Source organism: Janthinobacterium sp. GW821-FHT03A03 (genome assembly GCF_059421435.1).
The window spans coordinates 102,257-123,899 of the sequence record NZ_JBWKUZ010000007.1 but is presented as its reverse complement, the minus strand read 5'-3'; the positions used below and the strand labels follow the sequence as shown (position 1 = coordinate 123,899).

Genomic DNA, 21,643 nt, shown 5'->3' with positions numbered 1-21,643 from the left:
ATGACACGCAGCAAACACAGCAATATGTCCGTGCCCGACGTGGCCACCATCGCCTTCCCCGTGGTGGCCATCGGCGCTTCCGCCGGCGGACTCGACCCCATCGTCGCTTTCCTCGCCAACGTGCCGCAGGAGAGCGGCATCGCCTTTGTGGTGATCCAGCACCTTGATCCCACGCAAAAGGCCATGCTGCCGGAATTGCTGCAGCGCGCCACCAGCATCCCCGTCACGGAAATCACGCACCAGGCCGAATTGCGGCCCAATCATATCTATGTGATACCGTCGAATGCGGACCTGGGCCTGTCGAAGGGCCGTTTCGTGCTCAGCGAGCCGGTGCAGCTGCGCGGCCACCGCTTGCCCATCAATATTTTTTTCGAGAGCCTGGCCAGCGAGCTGGGCGAGCTGGCCGTGGGCGTGATCTTTTCCGGCATGGGCAGCGACGGCACGCGCGGCTTGCAGGCGATCAAGCAGGCGGGCGGGCTGACCCTGGCCCAGCATCCCGATACGGCCAAGTTCGACATGATGCCGCAAAGCGCGATTTCCGCCGAAGTGGTGGATCTCGTCGATTTTCCCGACAAGATGCCGGACAAGATCATCAGCTATCTGTTCCGCAGCAGTTTTCTCAGCTTGCCGGGCCACGAAGCGAGCGGCCGCAATTCCCTGCAGGAAATCGTCGCCTTGTTGTCCGAGCACACGGGCAACAGTTTTACCGATTACAAGATCAACACGGTGCTGCGCCGCATCGAGCGGCGCATGAGCTTGTATCAAATGACGTCAATGGAAGAGTACGTTCCCTACCTGCGCGACAATCCGGCGGAAATCGACTTGCTGTTCAAGGAGTTGCTGATCGGCGTGACGAGCTTCTTCCGCGACCAGAAGGTATGGGAATACCTGAAGATGGTGGTCTTGCCGCAAATGCTGGCGGCCCACCCGGACGGGCGCGCCTTCAAGGCGTGGATACCGGCCTGCTCCACGGGCGAGGAAGCGTATTCGCTGGCCATGGTGTTCCATGAAGTGGTGTCCAGCATCAACCCGCCGTCGAAATACAGCCTGCAGATCTTCGCCACCGACCTGTCGGCCGACGCCATCGACCGCGCGCGCCAGGGGCGCTTTCCGCACAGCATTATCAGTGACGTGTCCGCCGAACGGCTGGAGCGCTTCTTTGTCAATGACAAGAACGGCTACCACGTGAAGAAAGAGATCCGCAACACGATCATCTTCGCCCAGCAAAACATCATTTCGGACCCGCCGTTCACCAAGCTCGACATCTTGTGCTGCCGCAACCTGTTGATCTATCTCAATGCCAAGCTGCAGCAGCGCCTGATTCCCCTGTTTCATTACGCCTTGAACCGCGATGGGATTTTGCTGCTGGGCAGCGCCGATACGCCCGGTCATTTTTCCGAGCTGTTCTCGCCGCTGACGACGTCGACCCGGCTGTACCGCCGCCTCGACAATCTGGCGCGCCAGCGCCTGCCCACGTATTTTCCCACCAAGGTTTCGTTGGCATCCCCCCCCACACCTAGCGACACGAGAGAAGTCAGCATGACCGGAAAGATTCAAGCCCATGTCGAGCAATTATTGCTCCAGAAATATTCACCAGCCGCCGCGCTGCTGAACCAGGATGGGGACATCCTGTATATCAACGGCCGCACGGGCGCCTTCCTGGAGCCGGCGGCAGGCAAGGCCAACTGGAATATCCACGCCATGGCCCGCGAAGGCTTGCGCTACGAGCTGGCGGGCCTCATCAAGCAGGCGCTGCAAAGCGAAAGCGTGGTGCGCCTGAAGGGCCTGGTGGTCAAGGACCATCTGGGGCAATCGCTGGGCGTGGACTTGAGCGCCGAAGCCCTGAGCCAGCCGGAATCGCTGCGCGGCATGGTCTTCGTCACGTTTTCCAGCGTGCCCCTGGTGGCCGAGGCGCGCCGCGGCCGTTCGCCGAACCCCAAGGTGCTGGAGCTGGAACAGCAGCTGGCGCAGGCGCGCAATGAGATCCAGGCCGTGCGCGACGAGATGCAGACCTCGCGCGAAGAGCTCAAATCGGCCAACGAGGAGCTGCAGTCGACCAATGAAGAGCTGCAATCGACAAACGAGGAACTGACCACCTCGAAGGAAGAGATGCAGTCGCTCAATGAAGAGTTGTACACGGTCAATGCCGAGCTGCAATCGAAGGTCGATGATTTGTCGCTGGTCAATAGCGACATGAAGAATCTGCTCAATAGTACGGATATCGCCACCATCTTCCTCGACAGCGACTTGCGCATCCGCCGCTTCACGGCGCCGGCCACGCAGATCTACAAGCTGATCCAGACGGACTTGCGCCGCCCGCTCAGCGACATCGTCAACGACCTCGATTATCCGGGGCTGGAAGACGATGCGCTGGAAGTCATCCGCAGCCTCGTGTTTTGCGAGCGGCAAGTGCCGACCAAGACGGGGCGCTGGTACAACGTGCGCATCATGCCCTACCGTACGATTGAAAACGTGATCGACGGCGTGGTGGTGACCTTCATCAACATCACGGAATCGAAGCTGCTGGAAGCCCAGCTGCGGCAGATGCAGTCCGAAGGAGCCGCCGGAGAGAGCGCGCCATGAGCGAGCCATTCGACGGCGGCGCGCCGGCCAGGCTGAGGGAGCAGGCCGAGCAACTGGCGGCGGAGCAGCGCCAGCCCGCGCCGCCGCTGTCGAATGAAGAGCTGATGCGGCAGATGCATGAGCTGCAGGTGAGCCAGATCGAGCTGGAAATGCAGAACGCCGCGCTGGCCGAGCTGGAGCAGTTGAAGAATGAATTTGAAAGCAGCCGCGACCGTTATGCGCAGCTGTACGAACAGGCGCCCGTCAGCTACTTTTCGCTGGCGCGCGAAGGCGTCATCACGCGCGCCAACGAGGCCGCCTGCGGCCTGCTGCGGCGCGACAAGGACCGGCTGCTGGGACGCCGCTTCGAGCAGTTCATCGCGGCGCAGGCGCAGGGCGGCTTCCGCCGCTTCCTCGACGCTGTTTTTGCCAGCGGCGCGCGCCAGGTGCTCGAGGCGCAGCTGTTCGAGGGCGAGGCGGGACGCGCGGGCGGCATGGTGCGCATCGAGGCCAACTACGATGCGGACAGTGCCACGGCGCGCATGCTGGTGACGGACCTGGGCGACGAGCACGTGCGCGAATCGGCCTTGCGGCGCGCCTTCGTCATCCTCGACACCATCCGCGAAGGCGTGCTGGTGACGGACGGCGGCAACCGCATCATTTCCGTCAATCCCGCCTTCACGGCCATCACCGGCTACCAGGCGGAAGAGGCCATCGGCCGCGACCCGTCCTTCCTCGGCGGCGGCACGCATCTGCCGCAGTTTTATGAAGCCATGTGGCGCAGCCTGCACCAGGACGGCAGCTGGTACGGCGAGCTGGTGAACCGGCGCAAGAATGGCGAGCGCTTCGTCGAATCGCTGTCGATCACGCCCATGCGCGCGCCGGACGGCGCCATCAGCCATTTTGTCGGCGTGTTTTCCGATATCACGGAGCGCAAGCTGGCCGAGGCAGCCCTGCGCGAATTGCACCGCGAGCTGGACCAGCGGGTCATCGACCGCACGGCCGAGCTGGTGCGCGCCAATCAGCACCTGCAGCTGGAAGTGCAGCAGCGCGAGCGGGCGCAGGAAGCCCTGCGCGACGCCGAACGCTTTTTCCACGCCACCATCGACTCGCTGACGGACCGGGTGCTGGTGCTGGACCAGGCGGGCCGCCTCGTGCATGCCAACCAGGCATGCCTGGCCTTCGTCGGGCAAATCCCGCGGCCGCTGCAGTACCTGGAATTCTGCGAGACGGACCCGCGCTGGCAGCGCAGCGCCGGGCGCGAGCTGGCCGCCGGCATCCGCGCCGTCATCGCCGGCAATGCCGACGCGTTCGCGCTGGAGTACGAATTTGCCACGCGCGCCGGCCCGCGCTGGTCGCAGGCCAGGGTCAGCCGTTTCCTCGGCGAAGGACCGCTGCGCGTGGTGGTGGCGCAGACGGACATCACGGAGCGCATGCTGATGGACGGCGCGCTGCGCCAGTCGCACGCCCAGCTGCGCCAGCTGGCGCTGCACCTGGAAACGGCCAAGGAAGACGAGCGCAAGCGCATTTCGCGCGATATCCACGACGAACTGGGGCAAAACCTGCTGGCGCTGCGCATCGACATTTCCATGCTCAGCGCGCGCACCGAGAGTTCCCATCCGCGCCTGCACCGCCGGGTCGGCGCCGTACTCAGCAATGTTGACACCACCATCAAGAGCGTGCGCGGCATCATGAACGAATTGCGCCCGATGGCGCTGGACCTGGGCTTGCAGGCGGCAATCGAGTGGCAGGTGGGCGATTTCCGCAAGCGCAGCGGCGTCGCCTGCCGCCTGCTGATACGCGACGAGGCGCTGTTCGCCGCCATCGCCAGCCAGGTCGAGATCGTGCTGTTCCGCATCGTGCAGGAAGCGTTGAGCAACGTCATGCGCCATGCCCAGGCCAGCCAGGTCGAGATCGAGCTCAGTTCGGATGCCTGCGCCGTGTACCTGGCCATCAGCGACAACGGCGTCGGCATCACGCCGCTGCAGCAGCGCAAGAAACAATGTTTCGGCCTGATCGGCATCGCCGAGCGCGTGACGGCGCTGGGCGGGCAGTTCGAGGTGGGCGTGCCGCCGTCGGGCGCGGGCTGCCGGCTGGCCCTGCAGATTCCCCTGCAGGGGCGCAGCGGCCGGGCGCCCGATACAGAAATTGCAGTGGGATAATTTTTTGCCGACTCTGGCGGTCTGGACAGGCTATACTTTCGCCTGCTTTTTATGGAGGGGCAAATCTTGTTCAAGACAATCGTACTACCAGTCGCCTTGATGGGCGCGTTCGCCGGCGCACACGCCGACGAAGGGCAGTGGCAACCACACCAGCTGCCACAGCTGAAAGCCGAGCTCAAACGGGTCGGCATCGAAATCCCCGCGGAAAAACTGGCCGACCTGAGCAAGCACCCGATGAGCGCCATCGTGTCGCTGGGCGGCTGCTCGGCCGCCTTCGTCTCCGACGCGGGCCTGGTGGTGACGAACCACCATTGCGCGTATGGCGCCATCCAGCGCAATTCCACGCCGGAACACAATTACATCACCAACGGCTTTCTGGCCAAGACACGCGCTAGCGAGCTTCCGGGCGGTCCGAACAGCCTCGTGTATGTGACGGACAAGGTGGAGAACGTCAGCGAGCGGGTGCTGAAAGGCTTGACGGCCGACATGAGCGGCCGCGCGCGCCACGAAGCCGTGGAAAAGCGCATCAAGGACCTGATCGCCGAATGCGAGACGGACAAGATGTACCGCTGCTCCGTGCCCGCCTTCCACCGCGGCCTCGAGTACTACCGCATCCGCCAGATGATGATACGCGACGTGCGCCTCGTGTACGCGCCGTCGGACAAGATCGGCAATTTCGGCGGCGACACCGACAACTACGAATGGCCGCGCCACACGGGCGATTACTCGTTCCTGCGCGCCTACGTGGGCAAGGATGGCCGTCCGGCCGACCCGTCGCCCGACAACGTGCCGTATAAATCGAAGGACTTCCTGGTGGTCTCGGCCGAAGGCTTGAAAGCCGGCGACGGCATCTTGCTGGCGGGCTACCCCGGCCGCACCAGCCGCTACAAGCTGCCGGCGGAAATCCGCTTCGCGCGCGATACGGCCTTCCCCCTGAAAGTATCGGAATTGCAGGCCGACCTGGCCGTGATGGCCGACGCGACGCAGGGGGATGCCGCCGCCGCCGTGCGCTACGCCAGCGTGGTGAAAAGCATCAACAACGTGCTGAAGAAAACCCAGGGCTTGCTCGACGGTTTCGCCCGCAAGGACATCGCCGCCATCAAGGATGGACAGGATGCCGAATTCCGCGCCTGGTATGCCAAGCAGCCGAACGTGTCGGCTACCCTGCTGGCGGAACTGGACGCGGCGATCGCCAGCGACATGGCCCTGAGCGAAGAAGAGTTCGCCTGGACGGTCGCCACCAACAGCGACCTGCTGAAAAGCGCGCGCACCGTCTACCGCCTGTCGCAAGAGCGCCAGAAGCCGGACGCCGAGCGCGAATCGGGCTTCCAGCAGCGCGACCTGGCCTTCATCAAGGCACGCCTGGCGCGCCTGGAGCAGTCCTACGTCAACAAGGTCGACCAGGCGCGTTTTGAGGCCGGCCTGAAGCGCTACGCCCAGCTGGCGGCGAAGAGCCATCCGCAAGGCCTGGACGCGCTGCTGCCGGCGCCAGGCGCCGTGGCGGCCCTGTACCAGCAGACGCAGCTGGCTGACACGGCCAAGCGCCTGGCCTGGCTGGACAAGGACCAGGCCGCCGTGACCCGCTCCGACGACGCCTTCATGCAGCTGGCCGTCAAGCTGCAGCCGGTGGAACTGGCGCTGGAAGAACGCCGCAAGGAAATCGACGGCAACCTCGAGCGCGTGATTCCGCAATACATGCAGGCCGTGATCGCCTGGAAGAAAACGCAAGGCAAACCCGTCTACCCTGACGCCAACTCGACCCTGCGCGTCACCTACGGCACGGTATCTCCGTACTCGCCGCGCGATGGGCTGACCAAGGGACCGTTCACGACCGTGGAAGGCATCGTCGAGAAAGTCACGGGCAAGGCCCCGTTCGAAGCGCCGCAAGGCTTGATCGACGCCGTCAAGCAAAAACGCTACGGCCAGTTCCGCGATCCGGCCCTGGGCACGGTTCCTGTCAACTTCCTCACCAGCGCCGACACCACGGGCGGCAATTCCGGCTCGGCCGTGATGAACAAGCGCGGCGAGCTGATCGGCCTGAACTTCGATTCCACGTATGAATCGATCACCAAGGACTGGTACTTCGACACGGCCATCACGCGCGCCATCCACCTCGACATCCGCTACATGCTGTGGGTGATGAAGGAAGTGGACCACGCGGATAATTTGCTGCAGGAAATGACGATCAAGTATCCTAAGTCTGTGAAAGCTGCCAAGAAGTAATCTTCAGCTTGCGCTAGCGCAAAGCCGCATCCGCCCCAGGGCCGATGCGGCTTTTTTGCGTATGGCCAACTATTTTGAGTTCCATCAATATGCCAGCGCCCACCATGGTTAGCATGGATCAGGGAAACTATGCGATGGAGGCAACATGGATGATGGCGAGCTGGCAGACGATCTGGCGCGGCTTTTCGGAGCGGGCCGGGGCGTCCAGGAGAGCCGCTTGCTGCGCATGGATTTTCCGCGCGAGGACGGTCCGCCCGATACCGCGCTGCTGGTCAACAGCTTGCGGGCACGCGAGGAAATGTCACGCGACTTCCGCTTCGAGGCCGAACTGCTGTCCGACAATCTCCACATTCCCCTGACTGCGATGATGGGGCGCATGGTCACGATTTCGCTGGTGCGCGACGACGGCAGCTTGCGCTATTTCAATGGTTATGTCGGCGAATTTCGCCTGTTGCGCAGCGATGGCGGCTTCGCCTTCTACCGGATGGTGCTGCAACCCTGGCTGGCGTTGTCCAGGCTGCGCATGGACAACGTCTCGTTCCACGAACGCACGGTCGTCGACATCAGCGAAACGACCTTCGAGCATTATTGGCAGCGCGACTGGCAAAACCGGCTGCATGAGGAAAAAGCGATATTAAGCTGCGCCAACCAGCATAATGAAACCGATTACAACCATCTGCACCGGCGCTGGGAAGACCAGGGTATCCATTACTGGTATGAACATCGCGCCGACGGCCATACGCTGTGTCTGGGCGACAATACCTGGCTGAGCGACAGCATCGATCCCAGCGACGGCCATGCCAGTGCAGCCGACGAGATGGCGTTTCGCAGCGGCGCGGGCTCGCTGGAGCGCGACGGCATACGCGATTGGCAGGCAATACGGAAGATCGCTTCAGGCTCGCTCACGCTGGCCAGCTTCAACTACAAGCATCCGTATGCCAGCCGCGCCAGCGGCCATGCGCTGCACCAGCAGGGCGACGTGTTTGCCCATGAACTGTATCAAAACACCGGCTATGGCTATGCCGGCATGGGCGACGGCGAAGCGCTGGCGCAACGCCGCCTGGAGGAACGTAACTGCGAGGCGCAATACTTCGACGCTGGCGGCAATCACCGCTGCGCCCAGGCCGGGCGCAGTTTCACGCTGGGCGGCCACTTCAGCGGCACGCCATCCGTGCCGGCCAGAGGTGAAGCGGCGCGCCCGGACATCGGCGCGCGCGAATACCTGATTCTGTCGGTCGATCATGTCGCCAGCAACAATTACCAGGCAGGTACGGGCGCGAAGTCGCATTATGAAAACCGTTTTCGCTGCATCCGCAAGAGCATCCGCTGGCATCCGGGGCGGCAGTTCAACAGCACGCCTTGCGCCTTGCCCGGCGTGCAGACGGCGATCGTCACCGGCCCGGCAGGCGAAACCATCCATACCGACGGTCTGGGCCGGGTGAAGGTGCAGTTTCACTGGGACCGCCTGGGCAAGTTCGACGCGGGCAGTTCGCCTTGGATCCGGGTCATGACGCCATGGGCGGGCCAGGCGTTCGGCCAGATCGCACTGCCGCGCATCGGCCAGGAAGTGCTGATCCAGTTTCTCGACGGCAATATCGACCGTCCCGTCATCGTCGGCGCGGTGTACAACGGCAACCATGTGCCGCCGTGGAATTTGCCGGGGCAATGCATGCTGGGCGGCTGGCGCAGCGCCGAGCTGATGCCTGGCGGCGGCTGCGGCGTGCGCGGCAACCAGCTGGTGTTTGATGACACGCACCAGGGCATCCAGGCGCAACTGAAAAGCGATCATCAGCACAGCCAATTGTCGCTCGGCTGCATCAGCCGCATCGAGGACGCCAGCGGGCGCAAGGATGCGCGTGGCGAGGGCTGGGAACTGGCGTCGGACGCCTGGGGCGTGGCGCGGGCCGGCCGCGGCATGTTGCTGACCACCGAAGCGCGCCCTGGCGCCGCCTCGCATATCAAGAGCATGGATGAAACCTTGCGCCGGTTGGCCGAGGCTGCTGAACGGCACAAGGCGCTTGCCGCCCTGGCGCAGCATTACGGCGCGCAAGAAAGCGCCGCCCAGCAGGGTGCCGCCGCCGATGTGCTCAATGCCCAGCATGCCGCGATCAAGGGCGGTGCCGGCAGTGGCGAAAGCGCATTTCCCGAATTATCGAAGCCGCATCTGGTGCTGGCCAGTCCGGCCGGTATCGAAACGACGAGCGCGCAATCGACGCACATCGCCAGTGCCGAGCACACCGCGCTGACGTCCGGGCGCGACCTGTCGCTGGCGGCCGGCGGCGGCCTGTTCGCCAGCATCGGCGCGGCGCTGCGCCTGTTCGTCCACAAGGCTGGCATGAAACTGATCGCCGCAGCCGGCCCGGTGCAGATCGCGGCGCAAACCGATACGGTCGATATCGTCGCCCACAAGGTGCTGGAATTGATCAGCCAAGCCGACTGGGTGCATATTCGCGGCCGCAAAGGCGTGCGCCTGCATGGCGCCGATTGCATGCTTGAAATTAGCGACAAGGTCCAGTTTTTTACCGCGTCTCCGACGCTGTTCCATGGAAACCTGGAAACCTTGGCGCCCAAGAACCGGCCGCAACCGGAGCTGGAGCCGCCCGTCGCGCCGGCAGCGGGGCAATTGCAGCATACGATACAGGCCCATGCGGATGGCGGGCTATATCGGTGGCCATGCTCAATGTCAGCGCGTTTGACAAGGACCGCTGGCGCTACCGTGAAATCTACATCCATTCCAAATTGATGCTGGTCGACGACGCGTTCATGACGCTGGGCAGCGCCAACCTGAACCAGCGCAGCATGGCCGTCGACAGCGAGATCAATATCGCCACCGTCGACCACCGCGTGGCCCGCGATTTGCGCAAGCGGGTGTGGCGCATGCATAGCGGGGGATTGGTTGATGGAGGGGGCGGGACGAAGGCGGAGATTGTGGATGCTTTTGAGAAGTGGGTGGAGCTGATGGGCGCAAATCGCCGAAAAAAATGGGATAAATCTGAAAATGCAATATTAAAAAAAATGACTGGTTTCCTGCTGCCATTGGAAGACAAACGCAGCTCCACCATACGTCTGGGTTGATCATGAATAAGAAAAGTATCGTCTTTTTTCGCCTGCCATTTCTTGCGTTGGCAGTTCTTCTCTTTGTTCCTTTGATTGCCTGCAAAATGCCTAACGACAAAGTCCTGCCACGTAACCAAAGCCTGCCCCTCTTCAATCCGCATGTTTCGGATTTTATTTGTGAAACCGAGGCAAGCAAGGTGCCGCCCATCGATGCTCAAGCCGAGGACTGGTTTCTTGAAGCGCGCGCCATGGAAGATCCCGAAATTTTCGTGGAAGACCGCGATTACAAAAAAATCGTCGCTCTGACGCATCAGGCGGCAGAGCGATTGCACTGGAAGGCGATGCTCAATCTGGCCAGTCTGTATGTGGAAGGACGCGATCCTTTATATGGTGAGGAAGAAGCGGTGCAACTGGTGGAAAAGGCGATGCGGCTGGGCATACCGGCGGCCTATGACCGGATGGGAACGTATTATGCGAATGGCACGGGTGTCAACGGCGACATCACTCGCGCTTATGCCTTCTGGCAAAAGGCGGCGCAGATGGGTAACCCGCAAGCGCTGGGTTTTTTAGGAGAAAAACTCACTGCGGGGAAGGATTATCCAGGTGCTGAAATGTGGGGGAATATTCCTGTGGCAATCAAGATGATGGAGTGCGCGCTGGGGCAGGGATATGGCCCATCCGCATATGATTTATCTTATTTATATGTTGTAGTAAGAACGCCTGACGGCACGTCTGATGGGGAAAGAACCACTGAAACCAAAGAACGTGCTTTGCAGGTATTACATACCGGAGTAAGGCTGGGCTGCGAGAAATGCGCAAACAAACTCAAGATTGAATTCGGCGATCCGTTTGATCTTGCAAATATGCTGGTTCCGTATATTGATAAGGCGCGAGCGGAACGTTACGGCGTACTTAGTCGTGCCCTCGGCTTCAACCCCAATCGCCGCTTCCCCAACCTCGATAAAATCCTGCCATTGCCACCAGCCGATCTGCCGCCGTGGGATGGTCAACGAAAGAGCCTGCTCGACGCCGCCATGGGTGTCCGTCCACCGCCCGCCACCCCGCAGCCAAGCGCCGCGTCGCTGTTGCAAAAACCATATTTCCTGGCCGCCGACTAAGCGCAGCGTCCCGCCGGTTTGCCGTCCCGGCATCGCGCGCACTGTTCACGCGCCACAGCCTGCCGCATGGGCTGCGCCACGTATAATTCCTCGCACTATCCACCGCTATTCTTTTTCGACAGGTTCCCATGCCCCAGACTCCCGATTTGCCGCCGGATTGGCACGCGTTTGAAACTGCATACGACGTTGAAGCAAGCTGGTTCAGGCTGGCCCATGCATCGCTGGCGCTGCTGGGCGCGTCCGCTTTCAAGGATCAGGCATTTTCAGCCTTTGCCTTCAATGCCGTATCGTTCCCGTCCATTTCTCTGAGCTTCGACACCGATCCCGGTAACAGGGCGCGCGATTACTATCCTCCTGACTGGTCCAACGAGTGCATGGAAGCCGATGTGCCGGAAATCGGGCAATTATGGGAGGAGGGCCACGCAAGGATCGAAGATGCTTTAAGCGAGCTGATCGACGCCGCCGATGACGAGCTGCTCTGCGCCATCGAGGAAGGCTATCTGCACAGCCTGAGGAAAACCATGGTGCGGCTGGAAACGAGCCGTGCTTTCGAGCAGATCAAGACGTGCGCGCCGTTCTGGACCGTGGTCACGCAAATCGATGCCGATACGGATGAAGAGGAGCGCCTGCTCGACCAGGTGCGCCAGGGCCTTCTGGCGTGAGCGTTATATCAAGGCTTGCCAGGCCTTCACTTCCCCGTCCGTGAGCGCCGGCCCCCAGCCGCCGCGCAGCGCCGCATCGTGCTGCGCATAGTGCCCAAGCTGCGGCAGCGCCACGTCATGCCGGACGCAGATGGCAAAAACGGCTTCCAGCTGGCGCCGGCTTGCTGGAAGGTCATCGCCATGCCAGGTGCAGGCGCTCGTTTCCAGCACATGCTGCACCAGTTCTTCCAGCGTGCCGCGCAGGTGCCCGGGCATGGCCATGCTTACCTCGGCGGGCCAGGGATCGCCCATGCCCGTCACGGCCAGGGAAGCAAAGCCCCGTTCCCAGGCTGCAAACTCTCCAGGCGCGAGCTGCGCCACTTCCCACACGTGAGCGGCGAACGCGGACAGGGCGGGATGATCCATGTCAAAGCGCCGGCAAAAGCGTTGCAGGCACGTGACGGCAAGGCATTGCCTGGCGATCAAGGAGAGCGCGTCTATCGCTATATTGTGCATGAATCATCAGCTCCTGAAAATGGCGCCTGCCGGTAACCGAGTCAATTTGACGGTATTGCGCTTGTCCCGCCTGGCAAGGCAGCCTGCCGCAGCGCTTCCAGCGGCAGCTGGAAGAAGCGCGGCACCATGGCCGGCGACAGGTTGTCGCCGCCGTCGGCCATGGCCAGGCGGCCACTGAGCAGCAGCATCACGTAGCCGTGGCCCAGCGACCAGCCGGCGCTGGCGGCGGCCTTGTCCCAGCGCGCATCGAGACCCGCCTCGCGCACGGCCGCGCCCGCCGTCTGCAGCACGTACTGGAAACAGGCCTGCGCCGCCTCCTGCAGGACGGGAAACTGGCGCACGTCCTGGTGCTCGAACATCAGCCGGTAGTGGGCGGGCGCGGCCAGGGCGAATTCGATGTATTGCTGGCCCAGCAGCTGAAAGCGCTGTTCGGCGGGCAGGCTGCCCGGCGGCGGCAGCTGCGTTTCCCATTTCCGTATCAGGCTGGCGAAGCCGGCCGCCGCCACCTCGGCCAGCAGGGCTTCCTTGCTGGGAAAGTGGCGGTACACGGCGGCGGCCGAGACGCCCACCGTGCGCGCCAGTTCGCGCAGCGACAGGGCGGCGTCGCTCTGCTGCGCCAGTTGCGCGATGGCGGCGCCGACCAGGGTGTCGCGCAGCTTGCCGTGATGATAGCTTGTCATTGCTGTTGTCATTCGATGTTATCGCTGTTCACATTGTCGTGTATGATGGGCATGTTATCACTGAAAACATGGAGAGCACATGCATGAGATGAACATTGCCGTCCGTACCGTGGACTTGCCGTCGGGCGCCAGCATCGCCCCGTTGTATCCTGGCAGCAACCTGGCCGACGCCTACGCCGTCGACTTGCCGACGGCGCAGGCGCGCCAGATGGACATGCAGAGCCTGGCGCGCCAGCTGCTGGGCAAGCAGCCGGGCTGGGCGCACAAGCTGATGGTGCTGCGCGACGCCATCGTGGCGCGTTTCGGCATCCGGACGGCAAAACAGATGGAAGCGCGGCCCGGCAAGCGCATCGGCATTTTCCGCATCTATGCCGTCAGCGACGACGAGATCATCCTGGGCGAGGATGACAGCCACCTGGACTTTCGCCTGTCGGTGCTGCGCAATCGTGACGCGGGCCGGCATGGCAGCGTCACCGTCTGCAGCGTCGTGCATTGCCACAACCGGGTGGGGCGCGCCTACATCCTGCTGATCCGCCCGTTTCACAAGCTGATCGTGCGGCATTCGCTGGCGCGCGCGGCCAGGGCGGGCTTCGCCTGAGGCGGGGAGGGGCGGACGGCAAGGGCAATCTTGCTTATTCATGGCCGGTATTGCATACTGCACCACCAGCCTCATCACGATTCCCATGAACGATACGCTTCTCCTGCTGGGTTTTGCCACCACGCCGCTTGAACTGATTTCCTTTGTCCTGGCACTGACAACCGTTGCGCTGAACATCCGCCAGAATCACTGGGCGTGGCTGTTCGCCATCATTTCCTCGGCCGCCTACGGTTTCGTGTTTTTCGAATCGCGCCTGTATGGCGACATGGCCTTGCAGCTGCTGTTCATCAGCGTCTCGTTCTGGGGCTGGTACCAGTGGCTGCATCCGACCAGCGGCGGCAAGACCTTGCCCGTCACGCGGCTGGGCATGCGCGGCTGGCTGGGCAGCGCCCTGGCGTGGCTGGCGGGCTTTGTGCTGCTGGCCTGGCTGCTGACCTCGACCGACACGGACGTGCCTCACGCGGACGGTTTCCTCACGGCTGGCAGCCTGGTGGGGCAATTCCTGCTGTCGCGCAAGAAGCTGGAAAACTGGATCGTCTGGATCGTCGTCGACGTGCTGTACGTGTGGCTGTACCTGCACAAGGACCTGACCCTGACGGCCATCCTGTATGCCGTGTTTGTCGTGATGGCCACGATCGGCTTGCTGGCGTGGAAAAAAGCGGCGCCGGCCGCGCCCGATGCAATGGTCCTCAAGTGATGGGCCGCTGCGTGCGCGTGGCCATCCTGGGCGCGGAATCGTCGGGCAAGTCGACCCTGGCGGCCGCCCTGGCCGAGCGCTACGGCACCGTCTGGGTGCCTGAGTATTTACGTGAATTCGTCGCCACGCAGGGCAGGGTGCCCGTGGCGGAAGACCAGTATGGGATTGCGCGTACGCAAGTTGAACGCGAAGCGGCCGCGGCCGCACAGGCGGGCAACTTCCTGTTCTGCGACACGACGCCCTTGATGACGGCGGTCTACAGCCGCCATTATTTCAATGGCGCCGATGCGCAACTGGCGGCGCTGGCCGATGCCGCGCACTACGATGTGACCTTGGTAACGGCGCCCGACAGCCCGTGGGTGGCCGACGGCTTGCAGCGCGAGTCCGAAGCAGTGCGCCAGCTGATCTACCGCTACCTGCTCGACGAGCTCGACGCGCGCGGCATCGCCTATCACGTGCTGCGCGACAGCCTGGAGGCGCGCCTGGAACAGGCGGCGCCCTTGCTGCAGCAGGCGCTCGCTGCAGCGCCTGCCATTTCCCTCAATTAAAAATCGAACTGCGCCGACACCTTGAACGTGCGGCTGGCGCCCGGATACAGATAGCCGTCCGATTCCGGCGTCACGTCGCGCCAGTAGAACTTGTCGGCCACGTTGTTGACGGCGGCGCGCAGCACGGCGCGCGTGCCGGCGATGCGCGTGGCGTAAGCGGCGCCCAGGTTGAACACGTGGTATGACGGCACGAAAGTCGTGTTGTTGTACTCAAACGCTTTCTTGCCTGCATATTCCCAGCTGCCATTGACGCTCAGGCCCGCCACCTGCTGCACGGCGTAGTTCGCATGCACGGCCGCCTTGAAGGCGGGCACGTTCGGCACGCGCTTGCCGTCGAGGTCCGCATTGCCCGTGCCCGACTGCTGGCTGTTCAGGGCCGTCACGGAAGCGCCCAGGCTCAGGTTGGCGCTTGCCTTGCCCTGTGCCGACAATTCCAGGCCGCGGTGCTGGGCCTGGCCTTCGCGCACGAAGTAGCCGGCCGTGTTCTGGAATTCCAGGCCCTTGCGGATCTGGAACAGGCTGGCCGCCAGCATGAAGTCCGGCGTCACATCCATCTTGGCGCCCAATTCGATCTGCTTCGAGCGGCTCGGCGACAGTTCTTCGTTGGCATTCATCGCCTTGCGGTCGGCCGTGCCGCCATGTTCCATGCCCTGCGAATAGGCCGCATACACGGATACATTGTCGAGCGGGGTGTAGACGAGCGATACATTCGGCAGCAGGAAATCGTGCTTGGCGCGGATTTCCGTATCGGCCTTCAATACATACTGGTAGCCATCGACATTGATATGGCGCAAGCCGCCATGCAGCTTCCAGTTCGGCGCCAGGCTGACGATGTCCTGCACGAAAACGGAGTTTTCCGTATCCTTGCGCACCAGGCGCACGGGGCCCGTGACGCCGGGCGACGTGCCGACGATCTGCGGCTGGTAGATGTTGCTCACGCCCACCCAGTCGTACACGTACAGGCCGGCGCGGTCCTTGCGGCGGAAGGTCGACACGCCGGCCGTGAAGTCATGGCGCAGCGAGCCGGTGGCGAACTTGCCCTGGATCATGGCTTGCGCGCTCAGCGGCTTTTTCGTTTCGCCCAGGCTGCGGTAGTCGTACACGTCGTAGTCGCCATTGCCGCAGAAGCCGGGGTACAGGTCCTGTCCGCTGCAGCCGTACGGGAAGGCCGTGTAGTCGTCGCGCTTGAACGAGTGCTGGTTGGCCGACACGGTGGCGCGCCAGTCGTCATTGAAGGCGTACTGGAATCGCAGGCCGATATTGCTGGTGACGGTTTCCACGGGGCGCGTCCACGGCTGCAGGTTGAGCATGGCGTCGGCGCTGATGCCGGTCGGCAAGGTTTTATTGTTCAGCAGCTGGAAGCCGGGCGCCGTCGCCTGCGCCTTGTCCTGGTAATCGGCGTCCAGTTGCAGCAGCGCTTGCGGCGAAATCTGCCAGTCGAAGGCGCCGGAAATGAACTTGCGGTTGCCGTCCGCGCCCTTGATGTAGGAGCGCAAGCGCTCGGCCGCCACGTTGACCCGGTAGCCGAAGCGCGTGTCTTCCAGGCGGCCGCCCAGGTCGACGGCGCCGTACAGGGTGCCCCGCTCGCGCGCTTCCACGGTCACCGTGCGCAGCGGTGCGGCGGTGGGGCGCTTGACGATGAAGTCGATCACGCCGCCCGGCGCGGCCACGCCCGCCTGCAAGCCGGCCAGGCCTTTCAGCACTTCGATGCGTTCCTTGTTTTCCAGCGGAATTTGCGTGTCGCCGGGAATGGCCACGCCATCCTTGCGATAGCTGGAATTGTTGTCGAGCTTGAAGCCGCGGATGGTGAACTGTTCCGCATAGCCGACGGCGTTGTAGGCATCGTTGATGCTGGCGTCGAGCCTGGCGGCATCGCTGAGATTGCGGATTTGCAAGTCCTGCATGTCTTTCTGCGAAATGACGGTGACGGACGCCGGCGTCTGCAGCAGCGGCGCATCGCTAAAGCCGCCCACGGAGGCGCGCTTGGCAGCCGGCGCCTTGCTGGCCGTGACGACGACTTCGGCCATGCTTTGCGCCTGCGGCTCGGCGGCTTCGGCGGCGTCATTCGCTGCAAAGGCAGGCGCGGCAAACGCGTGCAGGATGGCCAGGGTCAGGACGGAAACAGATAAATTCGGTGTGGACATAGATTGCTCGTGGTTCAAGCCGTCTCGGAAAAGAGCACGGCAGGCTGCTTGTTCGGCTGGCGCCAACGCAGGAGCTATCAAAGGAGGGAGGTACTTTGCGCTTTCCTTCGCTGGCATTATCCAGATCAGGTACGAAGGGTATCTCTCACCCGGATAACTGCTCCAGGACCCCTAGCGAAATGACAGCTTAGCATGAAGCACGGCCGCTTGTCCCGCCGGCTGACCGTTTTACAACACAGTGGCGTGAATTTGCAAACTGCGCTACAGGCTCAGTTCCAGCACCTTGCGGCTGACGGCGGGCGTCACTTCGCGCTGTTCGCCCAGCGCCGTCATGCCGTGCGCTTCCAGGGCGGCCACGACGGCGTCCACGCTCGCATGGTTCAGGCCGTAGTCGGCCAGGCGCGTCTTGACGCCCATGTGGCGGAAGAAGAATTCCGTGCGCGCGATGGCCGCCTCGATGCGGCCGTCCTCGTCGCCGCCATCGAGGCCCCACACGCGGGCCGCATATTGCAGCAGCTTGGCGCGCTTGGCCTGCTTGCGCACGCGCAACATGCTGGGCAGGATGATGGCCAGCGTCTGCGCATGGTCAAGCTCGTACAGGGCTGTCAATTCGTGGCCGATGGCATGCGTGGACCAGTCCTGCGGCACGCCCACGCCGATCAGGCCGTTCAAGGCCAGGGTGGCGCTCCACATCACGTTGGCGCGCACGTCGTAGTCGTCCGGGTGCGACAGCGCTTTCGGGCCTTCCTCGATCAGGGTCAATAAAATGCCTTCGGCGAAACGGTCCTGCACGGACGCGTTCACAGGGTAGGTCAAATACTGTTCCATGACATGCGCAAACGCATCGACGACGCCATTGCCCACCTGGCGCAGCGGCAAGGTGAACGTCTTCGACGGGTCCAGCACGGAAAATTTAGGATACACCTTGCGGCTCATGAACGAGCGCTTTTCCTGCGTGGCCTTGCGCGTGATCACGGCCGAGCCATTCATTTCCGAGCCCGTGGCCGGCAAGGTCAGGACGGTGCCGAAGGGCAGGGCCGCTTCGACGATCTTGCCGCCTTTGGCCAGGATGTCCCACGCCTCGCCCTCGTGCAGGGCGGCGGCGGCGATGAACTTGGTGCCGTCGACCACGGAGCCGCCGCCGACGGCCAGCAGGAAGTCGATGCGCTCGCTTTTCACCATGGCCACGGCCTGCATCAGGGTTTCATAGCTGGGATTGGGTTCGATGCCGGCAAATTCCAGCACCGTGTGGCCGGCCAGCGCCGCCCTGACTTCATCGTAGACGCCGTTCTGCTTGATGCTGCCGCCGCCGTAGGTCATTAGGACCCGCGCCTGCGGCGGGATCAGGCCGGCGATGGCGGCGATCTGGCCCTGGCCGAAGAGGATTTGCGTCGGATTGTAAAAATCGAAATTGAACATGGGGCTCCCGCTGCCGAGGTTGAGGCTGTTGCCGAGCCATGATTATGGCCGAACGGGTGGAATCGTGTCGTGGACGCTTGAGCTTTTCGTCCGCGCGGTGGAGAATGCAGCCGATGTCACCACCACGCGAAAAGGAATGCGCATGACCACCGTCCCACTGGAAGAATCCGGCCTGCCGGCCACGGCGCTCGACATGCACCGCGCCATCGGCGCCGCCATCGCCGCACTGCAGGCGCTGGACTTGAACGGCCAGCGCTTCGAGGCCTGCACGGACCCGGAACTGCGCCGCGTACTGGCCCATGCGGGCGACACGAGCCGCAAGGAAGTGGCGATGCTGCTCGAATGGATGCGCCGCCGCGATGCGCGCCTGGACGGGGCCATGAAGGAGGCGCTGTTCAAGGCGGGGCCGATTGTTGCCCAATATCATTATGACGAGAAAATTTTGTAACTATCGGTTTGTTGCTGTAACGTACCATGCGCCACATGCGCATCGTTTCGCGTAGACTGTGCCCCGAACACGATTTTGGGGGAGTTTGCAACGATGAGATCATTACCATACCGAGAAGGCAGCTGGTTTGCCGTGCCCTTGCCGGGCGGCGGCTATGCCGTCGGCGTGGTGGCGCGCAGGGCGCCTGCCGGGCGCATCATGCTGGCGTATATGTTCGGGCCCAAGCGCGACAGCTTGCCGAGCCTGGAAGAGCTGGAAGGCTTGCGGCCGGAGCAGGCCGTGCGCCGCCTGCGCACGGGCGACATGGCCCTGCTCAACGAGCGCTGGCCCCTGCTGGGCGACAGCCGCCACTGGGAGCGCGACGCCTGGCCCATGCCGGCCTTTATCCGCCGCAATGAATCCTTGCAGCGCGCCTGGCGCGCCAGTTATGCGGACGCCGACCCTGCCAAGCTGAACCGCGAGGAATCGATCCCCTTCGACACGCCCGGCATGGAAAGCGATTCCCTGTACGGCTACGGGGCAACGGAATTGCTGATGAATAAATTGCTGGCGCCGGAGCAGGCGTCGGCGTGATGGCTGTCGGGCGGCGTTGGTGCCGGAGCCTGCATCGGACGGCGTAGGTCGGATTAGCGAGGCCTTGCCTCGCCTAATCCGACAACATTGTTGGCCAAGGCCGCTGGTGCTGTCGGCTTACGCGCTTTGCGCTAAGCCGACCTACGCCGCTTATGCCGCTTATGCCGCCGGCAAGCTGATCTGGAACGCCAGGCCGCCGCCTTCGCGGTTGCGCACCTGCAATTCGGCGCCATGGCGCAGCAGCACGCGGTCGACGATGGCCAGGCCCAGACCGGCGCCGTTGGCTTGCCCGCGCGCCGTGTCGAGGCGAGTGAACGGCTTCATCAGTTGCTCGATCTTTTCCGCTGGCACGCCCGCGCCATGGTCCTGCACCTCGATGATCACCTTTTTCGCGCCGTGGCTGGTGCGCACGTGGCAGGCGATGTCGATTTCCGTCATCTCGCTGCCCGGCGTCTTGCCATAGCGGCGCGCATTCTCGATCAGGTTGTTGAGCACGCGGCGCAAGTCGGTGGGATTGCCCATCGCATGCGCGCCTTCGGCAATTTCGGCATTGATCTTCACGTCGGGCAGGCGCATGGCTTCGCGCGTCATGTCGGCCAGCAGGCCGCTCAGGTCCACGTCCGTGAAGCTTGACGCTTCCGTCGGCTTGGCGTAGTCGAGGAACTGGCCGATGATGGCGTCCATTTGCCCGATATCGGACTGGATGCCTTCGCGCGCCTCGTCCGACAGGTTGGCCATCTCCACTTCCAGCTGCATGCGCGCCAGCGGCGTGCGCAAGTCGTGCGAAATGCCGGCCAAAATCACGGCGCGGTCCGACTCCACCTGTTTCAGATCATCGACCATCTGGTTGAAGCTGCGGTTCGCCTCGATGATCTCGATCGGGCCTTTTTCCGGCAGCGGCGCCGGCTGCTTGCCCTTGGCGATGTCGCGCGCGGCCGCCGTCAGACGCGACAGCGGCAGATTGATCAGGCTGGAAATGATGGCCGCGCCCAGCAGCGACAGCAGCGATACCAGGCTGGCCCAGCCCAGCCACTGGAAGCCCGTCAGGCCGCGCAGGCGTTCGCGGTCCAGCATCAGCCAGTATTCGTCGTCGTCGATCTTGAAGCTGACCCAGAAGCCGGCCACGCCGTTGACGCGCGCGGAAAAGCGCGTGTCCTTGCCCAGCTTGGCCTTCACCAGGGCCTCGATGTCGGGCATCAGGTAATTGTCGGGCGGCGGCTCGATGCGGTCGTCCTCTTCCAGCGAGAAGATGCGGATGCCTTCGTTGCTGACGAGGTCGAACAGCAGCTCGCGCCGCAGCTCGGGGGCCGAGTGCGTCAGCGCCGCATGCGTAATGGTGACGACGGAAATGATCTGGGCGGAAATCTGCTGCGCCTGCGGCTCGCGCTGGATGACGGAAATCATGCCGATCCAGGTGATCATGCTGACCGTGGTCAAAGTACCCAGCAGCAAAAAGGTGCGCCAGAACAGGCCGCTTTTCAGCCGCGCCAGGCTGATATCGGGAACAAGCTTCATCATGCCTCGCCAGCGATCAGCGCGGCTGTCCGTCCGGGATGAAGACGTAGCCGAGGCCCCACACGGTCTGGATGAACAGCGGACTCGACGGGTCAGGCTCGATCAGCTTGCGCAGGCGCGAAATCTGCACGTCCAGGCTGCGGTCGAACACTTCGTATTCGCGTCCGCGCGCCAGTTCCATCAGTTTTTCGCGCGACAGGGGCTGGCGCGCATGGCGGGCAAACACTTTCAGCACGGAAAACTCGCCCGTGGTCAGCGGCACCGTTTCGCCATTCTTTTTCAGGGTGCGCGTGCCCAGGTCCAGCACGAAGTCGCCGAATTCGAAGGTTTGCGGCGTTTCCGACGGCGCGCCCGGGATTTCATCGGGACCTTTGCGGCGCAGCACGGCGCCGATGCGGGCCACCAGCTCGCGCGGATTGAACGGCTTCGGCAGGTAGTCGTCGGCGCCCATTTCCAGGCCGACGATGCGGTCCACGTCCTCGCCCTTGGCCGTGAGCATGATGATCGGCGTCTGGTCGCCCGCGCCGCGCAGGCGGCGGCAGATGGACAGGCCGTCTTCGCCCGGCAGCATCAAATCGAGCACCAGCAGGTCGTAGCGCTCGCGCAGCCACAGCTTGTTCATGGCAGTGGCGCTCTCGGCCGTAAAGACATTGAAGCCCTGCTCGGTCAGGTAGCGGCGCAGCAAGTCGCGCAGGCGCACATCGTCATCGACCACCATGATTTTTGCCTGGTGGCCGTGGAT

19 protein-coding genes and 1 riboswitch are annotated in these 21,643 nt (G+C 63.3%); of the genes, 13 read left to right on the top strand and 6 right to left on the bottom strand.

Annotation, left to right across the window (positions count from 1 at the left end; translation table 11 throughout):
• The 7 genes from AC07VI_RS15795 (at position 1) to AC07VI_RS15765 (ending at position 11,784) form a co-directional block, all read left to right on the top strand.
• Positions 1-2,583: a chemotaxis protein CheB gene (locus AC07VI_RS15795; RefSeq protein WP_226935853.1), complete on the top strand. Its 2,583-nt coding sequence runs from the start codon at positions 1-3 to the stop codon at positions 2,581-2,583.
• Positions 2,580-4,724, top strand: coding sequence for a sensor histidine kinase (locus AC07VI_RS15790; protein WP_492995031.1), 2,145 nt, complete (start codon positions 2,580-2,582; stop codon positions 4,722-4,724). The genes AC07VI_RS15795 and AC07VI_RS15790 overlap by 4 nt, the downstream gene beginning before the upstream one ends.
• A gap of 66 nt (positions 4,725-4,790) precedes the next feature.
• A complete protein-coding gene (locus tag AC07VI_RS15785) occupies positions 4,791-6,947 on the top strand; it encodes a S46 family peptidase (RefSeq protein ID WP_492995029.1) in 2,157 nt (718 codons plus the stop codon).
• 145 nt (positions 6,948-7,092) lie between these two features.
• The gene (locus AC07VI_RS15780; RefSeq protein ID WP_086145982.1) at positions 7,093-9,690 is read left to right on the top strand and encodes a type VI secretion system Vgr family protein; all 2,598 of its coding nucleotides are present in this window, start codon (positions 7,093-7,095) and stop codon (positions 9,688-9,690) included.
• A complete protein-coding gene (locus tag AC07VI_RS15775) occupies positions 9,621-10,022 on the top strand; it encodes a phospholipase D-like domain-containing protein (RefSeq protein WP_226935857.1) in 402 nt (133 codons plus the stop codon). The genes AC07VI_RS15780 and AC07VI_RS15775 overlap by 70 nt, the downstream gene beginning before the upstream one ends.
• A gap of 2 nt (positions 10,023-10,024) precedes the next feature.
• Complete coding sequence (locus tag AC07VI_RS15770) at positions 10,025-11,122, top strand: tetratricopeptide repeat protein (protein ID WP_492995027.1); 1,098 nt, start codon at positions 10,025-10,027, stop codon at positions 11,120-11,122.
• Positions 11,123-11,250: 128 nt separating this feature from the next.
• The gene (locus AC07VI_RS15765; RefSeq protein ID WP_086145979.1) at positions 11,251-11,784 is read left to right on the top strand and encodes a hypothetical protein; all 534 of its coding nucleotides are present in this window, start codon (positions 11,251-11,253) and stop codon (positions 11,782-11,784) included.
• A gap of 3 nt (positions 11,785-11,787) precedes the next feature.
• On the opposite strand, the gene AC07VI_RS15760 is transcribed toward AC07VI_RS15765, so the two are convergent.
• The gene (locus AC07VI_RS15760; protein ID WP_139842496.1) at positions 11,788-12,189 is read right to left on the bottom strand and encodes a hypothetical protein; all 402 of its coding nucleotides are present in this window, start codon (positions 12,187-12,189) and stop codon (positions 11,788-11,790) included.
• On the opposite strand from AC07VI_RS15760, the gene AC07VI_RS15755 reads away from it, so the two are divergent.
• Positions 12,181-12,315, top strand: a complete 135-nt coding sequence (locus AC07VI_RS15755; RefSeq protein WP_494808808.1) for a hypothetical protein — start codon at positions 12,181-12,183, stop codon at positions 12,313-12,315. The genes AC07VI_RS15760 and AC07VI_RS15755 overlap by 9 nt on opposite strands.
• 5 nt (positions 12,316-12,320) lie before the next feature.
• Here the strand turns inward: AC07VI_RS15755 and AC07VI_RS15750 are convergent, their stop codons facing one another.
• A complete protein-coding gene (locus AC07VI_RS15750) occupies positions 12,321-12,959 on the bottom strand; it encodes a TetR/AcrR family transcriptional regulator (protein ID WP_172404755.1) in 639 nt (212 codons plus the stop codon).
• Positions 12,960-13,038: 79 nt separating this feature from the next.
• Here AC07VI_RS15750 and AC07VI_RS15745 point away from each other — a divergent pair, with 79 nt between their 5' ends.
• From AC07VI_RS15745 to AC07VI_RS15735, 3 genes are all read left to right on the top strand, one after another.
• Positions 13,039-13,557, top strand: a complete 519-nt coding sequence (locus tag AC07VI_RS15745) for a DUF2867 domain-containing protein (protein ID WP_492995024.1) — start codon at positions 13,039-13,041, stop codon at positions 13,555-13,557.
• Between the two features lie 85 nt (positions 13,558-13,642).
• Positions 13,643-14,254: a nicotinamide riboside transporter PnuC gene (gene pnuC, locus AC07VI_RS15740; protein ID WP_086145990.1), complete on the top strand. Its 612-nt coding sequence runs from the start codon at positions 13,643-13,645 to the stop codon at positions 14,252-14,254.
• Positions 14,254-14,802, top strand: a complete 549-nt coding sequence (locus tag AC07VI_RS15735; RefSeq protein WP_086145975.1) for an AAA family ATPase — start codon at positions 14,254-14,256, stop codon at positions 14,800-14,802. The genes pnuC and AC07VI_RS15735 overlap by 1 nt, the downstream gene beginning before the upstream one ends.
• On the opposite strand, the gene AC07VI_RS15730 is transcribed toward AC07VI_RS15735, so the two are convergent.
• The gene (locus tag AC07VI_RS15730) at positions 14,799-16,946 is read right to left on the bottom strand and encodes a TonB-dependent siderophore receptor (RefSeq protein WP_099374927.1); all 2,148 of its coding nucleotides are present in this window, start codon (positions 16,944-16,946) and stop codon (positions 14,799-14,801) included. The genes AC07VI_RS15735 and AC07VI_RS15730 overlap by 4 nt on opposite strands.
• An 85-nt stretch (positions 16,947-17,031) precedes the next feature.
• Positions 17,032-17,129: riboswitch (TPP riboswitch) on the bottom strand.
• Positions 17,130-17,207: 78 nt separating this feature from the next.
• Positions 17,208-18,365: an iron-containing alcohol dehydrogenase gene (locus tag AC07VI_RS15725; RefSeq protein ID WP_070224018.1), complete on the bottom strand. Its 1,158-nt coding sequence runs from the start codon at positions 18,363-18,365 to the stop codon at positions 17,208-17,210.
• 142 nt (positions 18,366-18,507) lie between these two features.
• Between AC07VI_RS15725 and AC07VI_RS15720 the strand changes: the two genes are divergently transcribed.
• Positions 18,508-18,813 (top strand): ferritin family protein, encoded by a 306-nt coding sequence (locus AC07VI_RS15720; RefSeq protein WP_226935859.1) that lies wholly within the window; start codon positions 18,508-18,510, stop codon positions 18,811-18,813.
• A 93-nt stretch (positions 18,814-18,906) separates the two neighbouring features.
• Positions 18,907-19,386: an Imm26 family immunity protein gene (locus AC07VI_RS15715; RefSeq protein ID WP_086145971.1), complete on the top strand. Its 480-nt coding sequence runs from the start codon at positions 18,907-18,909 to the stop codon at positions 19,384-19,386.
• A gap of 159 nt (positions 19,387-19,545) precedes the next feature.
• Here AC07VI_RS15715 and AC07VI_RS15710 read toward each other — a convergent pair whose 3' ends face one another.
• Together AC07VI_RS15710 and ompR are read right to left on the bottom strand one after the other, a co-directional pair.
• Positions 19,546-20,904, bottom strand: coding sequence for a sensor histidine kinase family protein (locus tag AC07VI_RS15710; protein ID WP_086145970.1), 1,359 nt, complete (start codon positions 20,902-20,904; stop codon positions 19,546-19,548).
• Positions 20,905-20,917: 13 nt separating this feature from the next.
• Entirely contained in the window at positions 20,918-21,619 is a 702-nt protein-coding gene (ompR, locus tag AC07VI_RS15705) for an osmolarity response regulator transcription factor OmpR (RefSeq protein ID WP_223278807.1), read from the bottom strand.
• Positions 21,620-21,643: the final 24 nt, after the last annotated feature.